General features: G+C 53.2%; 12 protein-coding genes. 9 read left to right on the top strand and 3 right to left on the bottom strand.

All coding sequences use genetic code 11. The features are described from left to right. Positions 1-807: a putrescine export ABC transporter ATP-binding protein SapF gene (sapF, locus tag AC1VYI_RS11595; RefSeq protein ID WP_023312051.1), complete on the top strand. Its 807-nt coding sequence runs from the start codon at positions 1-3 to the stop codon at positions 805-807. 160 nt (positions 808-967) lie between these two features. Beyond that, entirely contained in the window at positions 968-1909 is a 942-nt protein-coding gene (locus tag AC1VYI_RS11590) for an ATP-grasp fold amidoligase family protein (RefSeq protein ID WP_134866116.1), read from the top strand. Here the strand turns inward: AC1VYI_RS11590 and AC1VYI_RS11585 are convergent. Together AC1VYI_RS11585 and AC1VYI_RS11580 are read right to left on the bottom strand one after the other, a co-directional pair. Next, positions 1890-2954, bottom strand: coding sequence for an ATP-binding protein (locus AC1VYI_RS11585; RefSeq protein ID WP_045355882.1), 1065 nt, complete (start codon positions 2952-2954; stop codon positions 1890-1892). The two genes, AC1VYI_RS11590 and AC1VYI_RS11585, sit on opposite strands and share 20 nt — an antisense overlap. Further along, a complete protein-coding gene (locus AC1VYI_RS11580; RefSeq protein ID WP_047741788.1) occupies positions 2951-3655 on the bottom strand; it encodes a response regulator in 705 nt (234 codons plus the stop codon). The genes AC1VYI_RS11585 and AC1VYI_RS11580 overlap by 4 nt, the downstream gene beginning before the upstream one ends. A 271-nt stretch (positions 3656-3926) precedes the next feature. Between AC1VYI_RS11580 and crrC the strand changes: the two genes are divergently transcribed. The 7 genes from crrC (at position 3927) to pdeR (ending at position 14985) form a co-directional block, all read left to right on the top strand. After that, positions 3927-4313 carry a colistin resistant protein CrrC gene (gene crrC / locus AC1VYI_RS11575; protein ID WP_032668468.1) on the top strand — a complete coding sequence of 129 codons (387 nt, stop codon included), beginning with the start codon at positions 3927-3929 and terminating at the stop codon, positions 4311-4313. 126 nt (positions 4314-4439) lie between these two features. After that, a complete protein-coding gene (locus tag AC1VYI_RS11570) occupies positions 4440-5348 on the top strand; it encodes an ABC transporter six-transmembrane domain-containing protein (protein WP_482883346.1) in 909 nt (302 codons plus the stop codon). A gap of 4 nt (positions 5349-5352) precedes the next feature. Next, entirely contained in the window at positions 5353-8448 is a 3096-nt protein-coding gene (locus AC1VYI_RS11565; protein ID WP_226483895.1) for a multidrug efflux RND transporter permease subunit, read from the top strand. Positions 8449-8718: 270 nt separating this feature from the next. After that, positions 8719-9507, top strand: coding sequence for an enoyl-ACP reductase FabI (gene fabI / locus AC1VYI_RS11560; RefSeq protein ID WP_003856831.1), 789 nt, complete (start codon positions 8719-8721; stop codon positions 9505-9507). 153 nt (positions 9508-9660) lie between these two features. Continuing rightward, positions 9661-10647 carry a CMD domain-containing protein gene (locus tag AC1VYI_RS11555; RefSeq protein WP_047741785.1) on the top strand — a complete coding sequence of 329 codons (987 nt, stop codon included), beginning with the start codon at positions 9661-9663 and terminating at the stop codon, positions 10645-10647. Positions 10648-10735: 88 nt separating this feature from the next. After that, positions 10736-12670: an exoribonuclease II gene (locus AC1VYI_RS11550; protein ID WP_482881445.1), complete on the top strand. Its 1935-nt coding sequence runs from the start codon at positions 10736-10738 to the stop codon at positions 12668-12670. Between the two features lie 323 nt (positions 12671-12993). Further along, complete coding sequence (gene pdeR, locus AC1VYI_RS11545) at positions 12994-14985, top strand: cyclic di-GMP phosphodiesterase (RefSeq protein ID WP_134866115.1); 1992 nt, start codon at positions 12994-12996, stop codon at positions 14983-14985. On the opposite strand, the gene AC1VYI_RS11540 is transcribed toward pdeR, so the two are convergent. Beyond that, positions 14982-15851, bottom strand: coding sequence for a crotonase/enoyl-CoA hydratase family protein (locus AC1VYI_RS11540; protein ID WP_023312061.1), 870 nt, complete (start codon positions 15849-15851; stop codon positions 14982-14984). The genes pdeR and AC1VYI_RS11540 overlap by 4 nt on opposite strands. Positions 15852-16030 lie beyond the last annotated feature (179 nt).

The following is a 16030-nucleotide window of genomic DNA, read 5'->3' as shown; positions in this document are numbered from 1 at the left end:
ATGGTCGAAACCTTACTGGAAGTCCGCAACCTGAGTAAGACCTTTCGCTACCGCACTGGGCTGTTTCATCGTCAAACTGTCGACGCGGTGAAGCCGCTGAGCTTTACGCTGCGTGAAAAACAGACCCTGGCGATCATTGGCGAGAACGGTTCCGGGAAATCCACCCTGGCGAAAATGCTCGCTGGCATGGTTGAACCGACTGCAGGCGAAGTGTTGATTGACGATCATCCTCTGACCTTCGGCGACTACTCTTTCCGCAGCCAGCGCATCCGCATGATCTTCCAGGATCCGTCTACCTCTCTTAACCCGCGCCAGCGCATTTCGCAGATCCTCGATTTTCCGCTGCGTCTGAACACCGACCTGGAGCCAGAGGCGCGCCGTAAGCGCGTATTTGAAACCCTGCGTATGGTTGGGCTGTTGCCGGATCACGAAAGCTACTACCCGCATATGCTGGCACCAGGCCAGAAACAGCGTCTGGGTCTGGCGCGTGCGTTGATTTTGCGGCCAAAAGTGATCATTGCGGATGAAGCGCTTGCCTCGCTGGATATGTCGATGCGCTCGCAGCTAATTAACCTGATGCTGGAATTGCAGGAAAAACAGGGGATCTCGTATATCTACGTCACCCAGCATCTGGGAATGATGAAGCACATCAGCGATCAGGTGATGGTCATGCACCAGGGTGAAGTGGTAGAGCGCGGCAGCACCGCGGATGTGATGGCCTCTCCGCTTCATGAACTGACAAAACGGCTGATTGCCGGTCATTTCGGTGAAGCATTAACCGCCGATGCGTGGAGAAAGGACCGCTAAGCGCGACGCTTCACAAAAACTACCCCATTAAATTAAGGATTAAATAGTCTGCGTGCGCTATTTAATCCTTTAATTTTCGTCTCCATCCCTGCTCCATATTTTAAGCAATATCAATCAACAGTTCTTCTCCAGAATATCCGGACATTACGGAGGAGAAGAAATGAACACCGCCACTTACGTTTTAAAATACACAGAGTATCTCATCAGAAAATGCCGCTCATTTTTAATGACGGACCTGCATTTTCATACCGTGAGGCTTAAAAAATCAACCGGGGAAACTCCTGACATTAACTCGCCCACGACGTTGAGTGAAAAAATATGTCATCGTCTGGTCTATGACCATAATAACTTCTACACGATGCTTGCGGATAAACTCGCCGTTCGGGCATACGTTTCCTCCAGAACAACGCGCGTGAAAACGGTGCCATTAATTGGCGTTTATACCCGGCCGTCGCAGATTGATTTTTCAATTCTTCCTGACAAATTCGTCCTTAAGTGCAACCATGACAGCGGCAGCACAATAATATGTACAAACAAAGCGCAATTTAATGAAAAAGAAGCGTGTAAAAAGCTGAGCCTCGCGTTAAAGAAAAATCTTTACTACACCACGCGCGAATGGCAGTACAAAAACATTACGCCGAGCATACTTTGCGAGCCGTTTGTCGATCTCTTCGACGATGCTGACAGAAACACGACACCCGAAATGCTGAGGATCCACTGTTTTCATGGCGTTGCCCACTATGTAGAAGCAGATTTTACGGATGATAACGGCAAAGGGTTTATCAACGTTTATGACAGGCAGTGGAACTTACAACCCTTCCGGATGGAATATCCGAATACTTCAGCAACGCCTGGCGAACCGCTCTTGTTCCGTCAGGCACTGTTGGCCTCCCAGGAGCTGGCGGATGGAATTGACTACTGCCGCGTTGACCTTATGCTAAAAAAAGATGAAATCTATTTCAGCGAAATAACCTTAAGCCCAAGACGCGGTAAACTGACGATTACCCCGCAGGAATGGGATGCTAAGTTAGGAAAAATATGGCATTTATCGCCGGCAGGCAGATTTGACCTGCCGCTGAAGCTCACGAGTCGGGCCAGGTGAGCTTAAATATCGAGTGGTTTTGCGTCGATAAGGTATAGGAAACATCGCCACCATGAGCCAGCATGATGGCTTTTACCACCGACAAGCCCAAGCCACAGCCTTCCGGGTTCACATGTCTGGCGCCATTATCGCGCTGAAAGGGCTGAAACAGGAAATCATGAAACTCTCTGGGGATGCCCGGTCCCCCGTCCTGAATAAGGATATAATTGCCTTTATCAGAAACGCCATTTTTCACGATGAGCGTGCGCGAGGTTGAATAGTGTAAGGCATTATCAAATAAAACGGTCAGACACTGATTGATGCGTAATGGATCGAATACGCACTGCTGCTCCCTCAGGTCTGTATTGACGGTAAACGCCTTACGGCTGAACTCGGGCATGAACGTATCGAGTGCGTTCTGTATTGTCCCTTTTAGATCCGTTCTTGACTGGCATAACGTGTATCCCGCCCCGCCATTCGAACTGACAACCCGGAGATCTTCAATCAGGCGGGTTAACCCTTCCGTCTGTTTGAGAAGATTATTAAACAGCACCGGATCCGGGGTAAAAACGCCGTCAACCAACCCCTGAAGCCGTCCGCGTAAGATCGTGACCGGTGTTCTCAGCTCATGCGCGATAGCGGCATTCCAGGATTTCCTCTGAATATCCAGCGTCTGCAATTTTTCCGCCATTTCATTGAAATCCGTCACCAGGTGATTGATCTCACCCAGCCGGGAACTGGCGCAAAATGCCCTGGCGTCCAGATCGCCCTGAGAAATCTTTTTCAGGCTGGACGCTACCGCGTTTAGCGGGGTGAGTATCCGCGATGAAAGTTTGACCGTGAAAAAGAGGGCAATAATCATACTGATCGTAGTCGCGGTCCCAATCCATGCCCAGTCCCACATCGTCATCTGCTCGTCATCGCCCGCAGCAGGGCCGCCCGGGAGGTGATCCAGAATAAAGGAGTAAAAAAACCAGGAGCCGAGTATGGCGATGGCAATGATCGTAAACGTCAGCAACAGCATATACGTTAAGATCTGACGACTCAGGACAGACTCTTTGTTCATTTCTTTTCCCCAAGCCGGTAACCCATGCCTCTGATGCTCTCGGGAACACCGTATAGGCCGGCCAGCTCCAGTTTTTTACGCAACTTGCTCATGTGGCTATCGACCGTTCTGTCGAGTGTATCCCCTTCCGGCAGACACGCGTTGAGTAGCTCTTCGCGTGAGCAGACCTTTCGCGGATATCTCACCAGGTATGTGAGCAATTTAAATTCGGTCGTCGTTAATACCGGGGAGACAACCTCTGCCCCCACGGTGACTTCCACGTAGAAGTCATCCGGGTAGACCGTAATAAATGGCGTTCTGAGCGGCTGGGAACCCGCCTGCTGAAGCGCGGGTTTTGTCCTGCGCAGCACTGCCTCAACCCGGGCGACGACTTCAGAAGGGTTGAAGGGTTTGATCACGTAATCATCCGCGCCCAGCCTCAGCCCCATGAGCTTATCGACATCCTGATCGAGAGCGGAAACCATAATGACGGGGACAGCGCTTTCCTGACGAAGCGTGGTAAGTACGCTCCAGCCGTCACATACGGGCAGGTGAATGTCCAGCAATATGAGATCCGGTTTATGGAGGCGATTGAGCGCTATGGCCTGTTCGCCCTGCCTGGCTCGGAGCGTTTTCATTCCCGAACGCTCTAAGTAGCTCATCAGTATATCGGCGATTTCGTCTTCATCTTCAACAATAAGGATCAGCGTATTTTTGTGCATTTTATCTCCGTGGGTGAAATCCCTTTGAGCACGCTATCAGATATCTTTAGCACAATAAGACACAGCCTCCGCGAAAAAGTGCCGTGGTCACGAAAATTTCCCGGTTGATTTAAATGCCCGGTTATTTCTCCACACAGCCTACACATTCAGTCAATAAAGACTCGACAATGTCCGCGCATAATCGCTATTGAGGCATAGTCCTTTGTGCATTGCGCGTTGCAAATTACCACTGTTTCTTAAAGATTTTATGAAGTTGGCTGAAATAATGAACATGGAACTTTCTAAATATTTCTCTCCTAAAAAACTGGGTATATATTCCCTGTTCCTGCTGCTGTCGTGGGGATTACTTTATACCTGGCTGGTACTGGTGCACAGAATGGATGAAAAAGTCGCCTCGACGCTGCTCTCTTCACCCATTATCTATGGCTGCATCGCATTATCAGTGGTCTCTCTGATGATCCAAAATAAAGCCGGCGCGTTGACTGAGCTACTCGTCGTCGCCTTCTGGCTGATGATGATTTTTGTCTATCTCATTATTACGTTCACCGTACTGTTAAACGCGATGCCCGATATCGAAGATCTGATCTTTTACTACGAGTGTTATTTGATCATTTTTTTTGGCGGAGCACCGCTGTACCTCATTATGAGAATGATTTGAGCCGCTGCTCCACACGTCCTCCATAAACCGCCCATGTCCGCTAAACAGGAGCGCGGTAGAGTCTCTACCTCACTCTTTCACACAAAAATAACTCACTGAAAAGTCTGACATGACTTACCCATAATGATGAACAGTAATAATAATTTTCGTTCTTCTGAACCTGCAGGTATGATGCGCTCGCTTAAAAAACTCGCGATACGGCACCGGAAAAAACTGGCTGTCACTTTCTTCCTGGTGGTGGCCGAAAACGTGACGTTTTTACTTTATCCCGTTCTGGCTGGCATCGCGATAAATGCCATCCTCGCCGGTGAAACGCTTAACGCCGCGCTGTATGGCCTCATGGTGCTTTGCATGTGGTTCATCGGTGCGGCCAGACGAAGCGTAGACACGCGCACGTTTGCACGCATTTATGCCGGACTCGCGGTTTCCGTCGTCCTGGCACAGCGCAAATACCAGCTTAACCATTCGGCGATCGCCGCCAGGGTAACGCTCTCGCGCGAATATGTGGATTTCTTTGAAATGCACCTTCCCCTGCTTATTACCTCGCTGAGCTCACTTTTTGGTGCCGCAATTATGTTGCTGTTTATTGAATTTTGGGCCGGCGTCATGTGCTTTGCGATTGTATTTATCCTGCTCGGATTTGTCTCAGGATATGCCCGTAAAAATGAATGGTTGTTCATGCGCCTGAATAATCGGCTGGAAAAAGAAGTGGATTATGTCCATAAGGAAGGCACGGCCACGCTTCACCGACATTACTCCACGCTGGCGCGTTTACGTATCGCATTATCTGACCGCGAGGCGTGGGGCTATTTGTGGGTTGGCGTGCTTGTTGCCGCGCTTTTTACGCTGACCATCGTCTGGATGACGCGCTCAACCGGCATCACCGCCGGACATATTTACTCGGTGATGACCTATATGTGGATGTTCGCAACGAGCCTCGATGACGCGCCGCAGCTTCTTGAGAAATTTTCGCAGCTCAGGGATATCGGCAAGCGCGTATCCACTGATGATGAAATTCACGTAACCGGACGTTAATTTAATGCCGCATTTTTTTATTGAACGCCCCGTTTTCGCCTGGGTAGTAGCGCTTTTTATCGTTCTGGCAGGACTCCTGTCTATTCCCCGTTTACCGGTTGCGCAGTATCCGGCGGTAGCACCGCCTGGAATCATTATTTCCGTCAGTTATCCGGGGGCCAGTCCCGATATCATGAACACGTCGGTGGTATCGTTAATCGAGCGCGAAATCTCTGGCGTAGATAATTTGCTCTACTTTGAATCATCCAGTGACACAACCGGTTCGGCATCGATTACCGTCACGTTTAAGCCGGGCACGGACATCAAGCTGGCGCAGATGGATCTGCAAAATCAGATTAAGATCGTCGAGCCTCGTCTACCTCAGGCGGTAAGGCAAAACGGGATTAACGTCGAGGCCGCTAACTCTGGCTTTTTAATGATGGTGGGGCTTAAGTCCGCGACGGGTCAATTTGAGGAAGCCGATTTAAGCGACTATTTTGCCAGAAACGTCAGTGACGAGCTTCGTCGCGTGCCCGGCGTAGGGAAAGTTCAGCTGTTTGGCGGCGAAAAAGCGCTGCGCATCTGGTTGGATCCCATGAAGCTCCACGGCTACGGGCTTTCGGTAAGCGATGTTCTTACCGCCGTTGGCCAGCAAAATGCCCTGGTTTCGCCCGGCAAAACGGGAGATGAGCCCGCCGCTGCAGGACAAGGGGTGACGTATCCCATCACAGTGAAGGGACAGCTCTCCTCGGTAGAGGCGTTCAGGAATATCACCCTGAAATCTGACTCATCCGGCGCCCGCCTGAAACTGTCCGACATTGCGCGGATTGAATCTGGTCTGCAAAGCTACGCTTTTGGTATCCGCGAAAATGGCGTGCCCACAACGGCGGCGGCAATCCAGCTCTCGCCTGGCGCCAACGCAATGAGTACGGCTTCCGGCGTACGGGCTCGCATCGACGAACTTTCCCGGGTGTTACCCGAAGGAATGGCGTTTACGATCCCCTTCGATACCGCGCCGTTTGTGAAACTTTCTATCATGAAGGTTGTTCAGACATTTGTGGAAGCGATGGTCCTGGTCTTCCTGGTTATGCTGCTGTTTCTGCACAAGATACGCTGTACGCTTATCCCGGCGATTGTTGCTCCCGTCGCCCTTCCTGGCACCTTCACCGTGATGCTGTTGAGCGGCTACTCCATCAATATTCTGACGATGTTCGGCATGGTGCTGGCGATAGGGATTATCGTTGATGATGCCATTGTGGTCGTAGAAAACGTCGAACGTCTGATGGAGGAAAAAAGCCTGTCCCCGCGTGACGCCACGCGGCAAGCCATGCAGGAAATCACCCCGGCGATTATTGGCATCACGCTGGTGCTGACCGCCGTCTTTATCCCCATGGGGTTTGCTGAAGGATCCGTCGGGATTATCTACCGACAATTTTGTATTTCCATGGCGGTCTCCATACTGCTGTCCGCGTTTCTTGCCCTGACGCTGACGCCTGCCCTGTGCGCAACGTTACTCAAGCCGCATAAGGCAGGAAAGAGCGGAGGCGGAAGGTTCGCGGTCGGGTTTAACGTGCGCTTTCGTTCGCTCACCGCCTGTTACGAAGCCGGGCTGGGTGCCGTTCTGAAGCGAACCGGGCGTATGCTGCTCCTGTACGCTGCGCTTTGTGCAGCGCTGTTTCTGGGATTGTCTTCGCTACCGTCGTCTTTTCTGCCGGACGAAGATCAGGGCTACTTTATGTCCTCAATCCAGCTGCCTTCTGATGCCACGATGCAGCGCACCCTCAACGTGGTTAAAAAATTTGAAGAGGAAATTGCGGCCCGGCCGGATATTGAAAGCAACATTATGATCCTGGGCTTTGGATTTTCAGGTTCAGGGCCAAACTCGGCTATGGCCTTCACCACGCTGAAGGACTGGAAAGATCGGCAGGGCTCGACGGCCCAGGGGGAAGCCGACCGGATACAGGCCAGCATGGCAAACGTCTCTGATGCCGTCACGATGAGCCTGCTCCCGCCGGCCATTTCGGATATGGGCACCTCGTCGGGCTTCACCTGGTACGTGCAGGACAGAGCGGGACTGGGCTACGAGGCGTTAAAGCGCGCTGCCGACGCGCTGGTCCTGCAGGCCAACCAGCGCCCTGAACTGAGTGACGTGTATATAGACGGTCTGCCGGAAGGAACAAACCTTGCGCTCCAGGTGGACAGAGAAAAGGCGGAAGCAATGGGCGTCTCGTTTGATGAAATCAACCAGACGCTCTCCGTCACCCTGGGCTCAAATTACGTTAATGACTATACGAACAACGGCCGCGTTCAGCAGGTGATTATTCAGGGCGATGCGCCCTACCGAATGCAGCCTGAGCAGATACTGACATTATCAGTGAAAAACCGGATGGGGCAGATGGTGCAGGTATCAACGTTTGCCACGCTTTCCTGGCACGTTGCGCCGCAGCAGTTGACGCGTTATCAGGGATATTCGGCTATTCGCATTACCGGAAATGCGGCGCCGGGAGAGTCCAGCGGCACCGCAATGAAGGTTATGGAGAGTTTGTCCAGAGATTTACCTCAGGGCATGGCGGGCGAGTGGGCAGGGAGCTCATTGCAGGAGAGAAAATCGGAATCTCAGCTTCCGGGCCTTATCGTCCTGTCGATACTGGTCGTGTTTATGGTGCTGGCCGCCCTGTATGAGAGCTGGTCTATTCCATTTGCGGTCATGCTGGTCGTTCCGCTGGGCCTTATCGGCGCGGTGATAGCGGTGTCCGTTGCCGACATGACGAATGACGTTTTCTTCAAGGTCGGCCTGATTACGCTTATCGGCCTGTCGGCCAAAAACGCCATTCTGATTGTTGAATTTGCGAGGCAGCTCCATCGCCAGGGGCAGCCCCTGCTGGCGGCAACCATTCATGCCGCCGGCCAGCGCCTGCGCCCTATTCTGATGACGTCGTTAGCCTTCACCTTAGGGGTTGTTCCGTTGATGCTGGCCAATGGTGCGAGCGACAGTACGCAGCATGCCATCGGTACCGGCGTATTTGGCGGGATGATTAGCGGTACGCTTCTCGCCATTTTCTTCGTACCGGTTTTCTTTATCGTCATCGCGCGCTTCATCGACAACCTCAGGAAAGCGTGAATACCCTTGCGGGATCGCGCTTCCTCGCTGGTTGGATGAGGCGAAGCTGTTGCCGGGTGATATACTGGACGAATGCTGAAATTTTGAGCCCCCGCGAGTCCGCGGCGCATTCTTCGGAGCAAGCGTCTTCGGAGAACAGCGAGAAATATCGTGACACAAGGGGCTGTGAGTGGGCTATAATTTCGAGCTAATTTCGAATGATTTTGAAATACTGCCTGTAACGCTATGAATTACAAGGCAAAATTAGCAATGAATATAAGGATTAAAGCTATGGGTTTTCTTTCCGGTAAGCGCATTCTGGTGACTGGCGTTGCCAGCAAACTGTCCATCGCATACGGCATCGCACAGGCAATGCATCGCGAAGGCGCTGAGCTGGCGTTCACCTACCAGAACGACAAGCTGAAAGGCCGTGTTGAAGAGTTTGCCGCGCAGCTGGGTTCCAGCATCGTTCTGGAATGTGACGTTGCACAAGACGAAAGCATCGACGGCATGTTTGCTGAACTGGCAAAAGCATGGCCGAAATTCGACGGTTTCGTTCACTCCATTGGCTTCGCTCCTGGCGACCAGCTGGACGGCGACTACGTGAACGCGGTTACCCGTGATGGCTTCAAAATCGCTCACGACATCAGCTCCTACAGCTTCGTTGCGATGGCGAAATCCTGCCGCGCGATGCTGAACCCGGGCGCAGCCCTGCTGACTCTGTCCTACCTGGGCGCTGAGCGTGCTATCCCTAACTACAACGTTATGGGCCTGGCGAAAGCCTCTCTGGAAGCCAACGTACGCTACATGGCGAACGCAATGGGTCCTGAAGGCGTGCGCGTTAACGCCATCTCTGCAGGTCCTATCCGCACCCTGGCAGCTTCCGGTATTAAAGATTTCCGTAAAATGCTGGCACACTGCGAAGCGGTTACCCCGATTCGTCGTACCGTTACCATTGAAGATGTGGGTAACTCTGCAGCATTCCTGTGCTCTGACCTTTCCGCTGGTATCTCCGGCGAAGTAGTTCACGTTGACGGCGGCTTCAACATCGCTGCAATGAACGAGCTGGAAATTAAATAAGCTGTGACTCTCTTCCCGCACGGGAAGAGAGTTTCTCCCCCGCACCGCCCCTTCGTTATTCCGTTCTGCTATTTGTTATCACCTAACAATATTTTTCCCTTTATCTGCCTTACGCCAGGATATTGATCGCCATTTTGAGATCAAGGAACGCACATGGAACAACGCCGTTTTTCCGGCAAAGGCCACTGGTATCACGAGACCCAGTCGAACCACGCGCAGACAGATGTTCTGCCTCTGGTGCCCGAAGCCGCTAACGTCGACGATCGTTTTTTGCTCGATTTAGCCCTGCCTGATGAGATTGTCGCCGCCTGTTCTGGCTGGCTTACCCCTGCCAGAGCCTTGTGCCACCAGCTGTTTCCGCTCTCGATTCCCGTGAACCGCCTGCATACGCTCAGCGCCTACGATCGGCTCAGCACCGCGCTAACGGTCGCCCAGGCCTGTGGCGTTCAGCGGCTTTGTAACCATTACGCCGCCCTCCTCGCCCCGCTTCCCGGCCCGGACTCCTCGCGTGAAAGCAACCGACGTCTGGCGCAAATTACGCAGTATGCCCGCCAGCTCGCCAGCTCCCCTGATGTCATTGATGATAAAGCGCAGAACCAGCTTGATGAGGTTGGCCTGTCAATATATGACATTGTGGTGATTAACCAGATTATCGGTTTTATTGGTTTTCAGGCGCGCGTGGTCGCGGTTTTTCAGGCGTTGTTAGGACACCCCGTTCGCTGGTTGCCAGGCCATCATATTCAGCCGCACACGCTGCCCGCGAGCCACGCCGCCTGGGTGCCGCTGTTGCCCGTCGTCGAGCTGCGCTATGCGAGTGCGCATCAGCTTGAGTCGCTGTCCCGCTGGCAGGCAGAACCCGCGCTGGAGGCACTGACGCCGGTCCTTTGCCACGAGCCGTCGCTGCTCGACCTGACCGGAGAAATCCTGTTAAACACCCGCGAAGCGATCCCGCTGACGTCCCCCGCACTTTCGGCGGCGGTCGAACTGCTGACGCGCTCTCCGGACCGCTTCAGCGCCGCGCAGTTTACCCCTCTCACGGATCAAGGACTCCCCGGTGAACATGCCATCATGCTGCTTACCCGGAGCGCGTTTGATGGCTGGCTCAATCGTTTGAAAGTCGCGTTTGGTAAAGAGGAATAACCATACTAATTACCCAAAGAGCGCTTGCTGAGACAGTGAGAATCGCGTAAAACTGTCAGCCGCTCAATGGCTACGAAAATAGAACATTATGTTTCAGGACAACCCGCTGCTAGCGCAGCTTAAACAGCAACTGCATTCCCAGACGCCGCGTGCAGAAGGGGTCGTAAAAGCCACGGAAAAGGGCTTTGGCTTCCTTGAGGTTGACGCGCAGAAAAGCTACTTCATTCCGCCTCCGCAGATGAAGAAAGTGATGCATGGCGATCGCGTCATGGCCGTCATTCATACCGAGAAGGACCGCGAGTCTGCCGAGCCGGAAGAACTGATCGAACCGTTCCTGACCCGTTTTGTGGGTAAGGTGCAGAGAAAAGACGATCGTCTTGCTATCGTGCCGGATCATCCCCTGCTGAAAGATGCCATTCCCTGCCGCGCCGCCCGTGGCGTTGAGCATGATTTTAAAGAAGGTGACTGGGCCGTAGCAGAAATGCGCCGTCATCCCCTGAAAGGCGATCGCGGTTTTTATGCTGAGCTTACCCAGTTCATCACCTTTGGCGCCGACCATTTCGTACCATGGTGGGTCACGCTGGCACGCCATAATCTTGAAAAAGAAGCGCCGAACGGCGTAGCGACCGAGATGCAGGACGAAGGTTTGACGCGCCGCGATCTCACCGCGCTGGAGTTTGTCACCATCGACAGCGCCAGCACGGAAGATATGGATGACGCGCTGTACGCTGAAGAAGGCGCCGATGGCAAACTCCATCTGACCGTCGCCATTGCCGATCCAACCGCCTGGATTGCCGAAGGCAGCAAGCTGGATGACGCCGCGAAAATCCGTGCGTTCACCAACTACCTGCCGGGCTTCAACATTCCGATGCTGCCGCGCGAATTGTCAGACGATCTCTGCTCGCTGCGTCCAAATGAAGTGCGCCCGGTCCTTGCCTGCCGCATGACGATCGCCGCAGATGGCGCGATTGAAGACGATATCGAGTTCTTTGCCGCCACCATCGAATCGAAAGCCAAGCTGGCCTACGATAACGTCTCCGACTGGCTTGAAAATACCGGTAGCTGGAAACCTGAATCGGACGCCATTGCCGCGCAAATCCGTCTGCTGCATCGCATCTGCCTCAACCGCGGCGAATGGCGTAAAACCCATGCGCTGGTGTTCAAAGACCGCCCGGACTATCGCTTTGTTCTGGGCGAGAAAGGCGAAGTGCTGGACATCGTGGCCGAACCGCGACGCATTGCGAACCGCATCGTTGAAGAGGCGATGATTTCCGCCAACATCTGCGCCGCACGCGTGCTGCGCGACAAGCTGGGCTTTGGCATTTACAACGTCCACACCGGTTTTGATCCGGCGAATACCGAAGCGCTGGCGGCCCTGCTGAAGACTCACGATGTGCACGTTGATCCGGAAGAAGTGCTGACGCTGCCGGGCTTCTGCAAGCTTCGCCAAGAACTGGACGCGCAGCCGTCGGGTTTCCTGGACAGCCGCATTCGTCGCTTCCAGTCCTTCGCGGAAATCAGCACCGAGCCTGGCCCGCACTTTGGCCTTGGCCTCGAAGCTTACGCCACCTGGACATCGCCGATCCGTAAGTATGGCGATATGGTTAACCACCGTCTGCTGAAAGCGATTATCAAAGGTGAAACCATTGCTCGTCCTCAGGAGGACACCACGCTGCAGATGGCCGATCGCCGCCGCCTGAACCGCATGGCGGAACGTGACGTTGGAGACTGGCTGTACGCACGCTTCCTGCAGGATAAAGCCGGTACGGATACCCGTTTCGCCGCAGAGATCATTGATATCAGCCGCGGAGGTATGCGCGTCCGCCTGGTCGATAACGGTGCTGTCGCGTTTATTCCTGCGCCGTTCCTGCATGCGGTTCGTGACGAAATGGTCTGTAGCCAGGAAAACGGTACCGTGCAAATTAAAGGTGAAACAGTTTACAAAGTCACCGACGTGATTGACGTTACTATCGCCGAAGTTCGCATGGAAACCCGCAGTATTATCGCGCGCCCTGTCGCCTGATAACCGGTTCAATTGTCGGCCATTTCCTTTCCGGAAGGGCCGACAATTTTTCTTTTTATCCCCGCCACAAAATCATTATTTTTCCTTACTATTTTCAGTATCCCTTCGCCCAAAATGGCCATAATTATCTACAGTAAAAGAGTGTTGTTATATTCGGTTACGTGAATTTCTATACGCTCAGTATCCTTTTTCACCTGGCTCGTTTTATTATAAGAAAGCAGGGAAAAACAACAGGTTCACTTCGGTTTTGCCGCTGTTTCTCAACGGAAAAGTCGACAGCAAATGAATAATTTGTGCGCTAATGAACAGCTGCGGGAGAAAACATGATGGACGATCTGGAGCAGAATTTGCTGTTTCGCTACATGGGGACTCATAGCCCGTGGTGGCGCCTGTCAGCTGACAGCAACGCTCTGCACCTTTCCACCAGCGAAAATGCCGATGTCACTCAGGTCGTGGCGCTGGACGATGAACAGGCCGATCTCATCCGTCATTTAACCGTTATTACCTCCAGCATTTCCATGTCGCTCTCCCTGTACGGGGAAGATGTCCCGGTTCATCTTGTGGGCCGTAAAATTACCCGCAACGAGTGGGCAGGCACCGCTTCCGCCTGGAATGATACGCCCTCCGTGGCGCGCGATCTGGCTCAGGGGCTCTCTTTTGCGGAACAGGTTGTCTCCGAGGCCAACTCCGTCATTGTTATCCTCGATCAGCACGGCAATATTCAGCGTTTTAACCGGCTTAGCGAAGAGTACACCGGCCTGAAAGAGCAAGAAGTCATTGGTCAGAACGTATTTAAGCTGTTTATGAGCCGCAGCGAAGCGGCAGCCTCAAAGCGCAATATTACCGGTTTTTTTCGCAACGGCAGCTCCTACGAAGTCGAACGCTGGATCAAAACGCGTAAAGGGCAGCGGCTGTTTCTGTTCAGAAACAAATTCGTTCACAGCGGCAGCGGTAAAAATGAAATTTTCCTCATCTGTTCCGGGACAGATATTACCGAGGAGCGCCGCGCTCAGGAGCGGCTGCGCGTGCTGGCCAATACCGATACCATCACAGGCCTGCCAAACCGCAATGCGATCCACGATCTCATTTCTGACGCCATCGACAACCGCGGCGACACGCAGGTGGGCGTGGTGTATCTCGATCTGGATAACTTTAAAAAAGTCAACGACGCTTACGGGCATATGTTTGGCGACCAGCTGTTGCAGGCTGTCGCCCTCGCCATTTTGAGTTGTCTGGATGAAGAACAGGTGCTGGCGCGACTTGGCGGTGATGAGTTTATCGTCATGGCCACCAATACCTCTCAGGGCTCTCTGGAGGCGATGGCATCGCGCATTTTAACCCGCCTGCGCCAGCCGTTCCGCATTGGTCTGATTGAGGTTTATACCGGCTGCTCTCTGGGTATCGCCCTCGCCCCGCAGCATGGGAACGACCGGGAAAGCGTCATTCGTAACGCCGATACCGCCATGTACACCGCCAAAGAGAACGGCCGGGGCAAGTTCTGCGTCTTCTCGCCCGAGATGAACCAGCGCGTATTTGAGTATCTCTGGCTGGATACCAACCTGCGTAAGGCCCTCGATAACGATCAGCTTTTGATCCACTATCAGCCGAAAATAACCTGGCGCGGAGAAGTCAGAAGCCTTGAAGCGCTGGTCCGCTGGCAATCACCAGAACGCGGCTTGATCCCGCCGCTGGAGTTTATCTCTTATGCCGAGGAGTCGGGGTTGATTGTGCCGCTGGGCCGCTGGGTGATGCTCGATGTGGTTCGCCAGGTGGCGAAATGGCGTGATAAGGGAATAAACCTGCGCGTGGCGGTGAACGTCTCTGCGCGACAGCTGGCAGACCAGACTATCTTCAGCGACTTAAAGCAGGCGCTGAAGGATCTGAATTTTGAATACTGCCCTATCGACGTCGAATTAACCGAAAGCTGTCTTATCGAGAACGAAGAACTGGCGCTGTCCGTTATCCAGCAGTTCAGCCGGCTCGGGGCGCAAATTCATCTGGATGATTTTGGCACCGGTTACTCTTCTCTTTCGCAGCTCGCCCGCTTCCCGATCGACGCCATTAAACTCGATCAATCTTTCGTCAGGGATATTCATAAGCAGTCTATTTCCCAGTCACTGGTGCGCGCTATCGTCGCGGTGGCGCAGGCGTTAAATCTGCAGGTGATTGCCGAGGGTGTGGAAAATGCAAAAGAAGACGCCTTTCTGACCAAGAACGGCGTCAACGAACGGCAGGGTTTTCTGTTTGCTAAGCCGATGCCCGCTGCCGCATTCGAGCGATGGCTAAAACGATATCAAGCGCGAAATCAACGTTAACTGGCTTTACGCAGGCCCGCCGCGTGATGGCGGTTTTGCAGCGTGACCAGACGCTCCATGTAGGTGATATCTTTCGGCTCCAGGCAGAAAGCGGCATCAACCCAATCTTCCGTGATGTCCATCAGTTCACTGCGGGGCAATTGCAGAACGCGCGTACGGGCGCGCAGCATCGCCCTTACGCCATTCAGTTTTGGCCGCAGCGTATCGATGAAGGTTCGGGTAGAGACATAGCTTTGTCCCGGTTCAAACAGGACATCCACCAGCCCGTGCTGTTCGTACCATTCAGCCGTATGGGATTCCCCTTTGTAGATGAGTTCCTCCGCCAGCTTCATGCCTGCACGGCGTGCAACCAGGGAATATCCTCCCATACCCGGAAACAGGTTGAAGGCAATTTCAGGGAAACCTAAACGGGCATCGCGCTGAGCCAGGACGAAATGGTGCGCCAGAGCGGCCTCAAACCCGCCCCCTAACGCACTGCCTTCGACCATTGCCAGAGTGATGGCTCCCGTATCAAACCCTCGCGAGGCCGCATGGACGCAATCAACGCAGGCGCGAGCGTACGCCCGTAACGCTTCCCGACGTCCGTTCTGAATGCACTCGACGAAGAACTGTAAATCACCGCCCGTATTGTACATCTCGGGAACCAGCGATCCGGTTACCCAAAAATCAACCGCAAACCCGGACTGGCGAACCAGCCATGAAAAGTTCATGATCTCCTCTATTAACGCATGGTTAAAGCAAGGACGTGGCTGAGCCCGCAGCATCATCCAGACCGTGTGACGCTCCGCCTCGTAATACCCTGACAGCTGCGTGAACCGTTCAGTATCGGTAAACAGTGTGCAGGTAGGCTGATTGATAACTGTCATAGTCTAATTCCTCTTATAAAAAAGCGCCTTGCGCGCAGTTTTAGACTAATCCACTCATTAAGCCTGCTGCATGAGGGGGAATAAATTTATCACTTACGTTTATGTAATTTAGTTATTGCATTTTTTCCCTTCTCTTTTGATCCTATTTTCTGCATCATTGAAAATATTAACTTTTCGCG

The sequence above is a fragment of the Enterobacter sp. QK-SA4 genome, from assembly GCF_056856775.1.
The sequence above is the reverse complement of the archived record's forward strand: the minus strand, read 5'-3'. Positions and strand labels throughout refer to the sequence as shown.

What these genes read in the sequence shown, in the direction of transcription:
- sapF (WP_023312051.1), top strand. Translation starts at nt 1, where the DNA reads ATGGTCGAAACCTTACTGGAAGTCCGCAACCTGAGTAAGACCTTTCGC.
- AC1VYI_RS11590 (WP_134866116.1), top strand. Translation starts at nt 968, where the DNA reads ATGAACACCGCCACTTACGTTTTAAAATACACAGAGTATCTCATCAGA.
- AC1VYI_RS11585 (WP_045355882.1), bottom strand. Translation starts at nt 2,954, where the DNA reads ATGAACAAAGAGTCTGTCCTGAGTCGTCAGATCTTAACGTATATGCTG.
- AC1VYI_RS11580 (WP_047741788.1), bottom strand. Translation starts at nt 3,655, where the DNA reads ATGCACAAAAATACGCTGATCCTTATTGTTGAAGATGAAGACGAAATC.
- crrC (WP_032668468.1), top strand. Translation starts at nt 3,927, where the DNA reads ATGGAACTTTCTAAATATTTCTCTCCTAAAAAACTGGGTATATATTCC.
- AC1VYI_RS11570 (WP_482883346.1), top strand. Translation starts at nt 4,440, where the DNA reads ATGAACAGTAATAATAATTTTCGTTCTTCTGAACCTGCAGGTATGATG.
- AC1VYI_RS11565 (WP_226483895.1), top strand. Translation starts at nt 5,353, where the DNA reads ATGCCGCATTTTTTTATTGAACGCCCCGTTTTCGCCTGGGTAGTAGCG.
- fabI (WP_003856831.1), top strand. Translation starts at nt 8,719, where the DNA reads ATGGGTTTTCTTTCCGGTAAGCGCATTCTGGTGACTGGCGTTGCCAGC.
- AC1VYI_RS11555 (WP_047741785.1), top strand. Translation starts at nt 9,661, where the DNA reads ATGGAACAACGCCGTTTTTCCGGCAAAGGCCACTGGTATCACGAGACC.
- AC1VYI_RS11550 (WP_482881445.1), top strand. Translation starts at nt 10,736, where the DNA reads ATGTTTCAGGACAACCCGCTGCTAGCGCAGCTTAAACAGCAACTGCAT.
- pdeR (WP_134866115.1), top strand. Translation starts at nt 12,994, where the DNA reads ATGATGGACGATCTGGAGCAGAATTTGCTGTTTCGCTACATGGGGACT.
- AC1VYI_RS11540 (WP_023312061.1), bottom strand. Translation starts at nt 15,851, where the DNA reads ATGACAGTTATCAATCAGCCTACCTGCACACTGTTTACCGATACTGAA.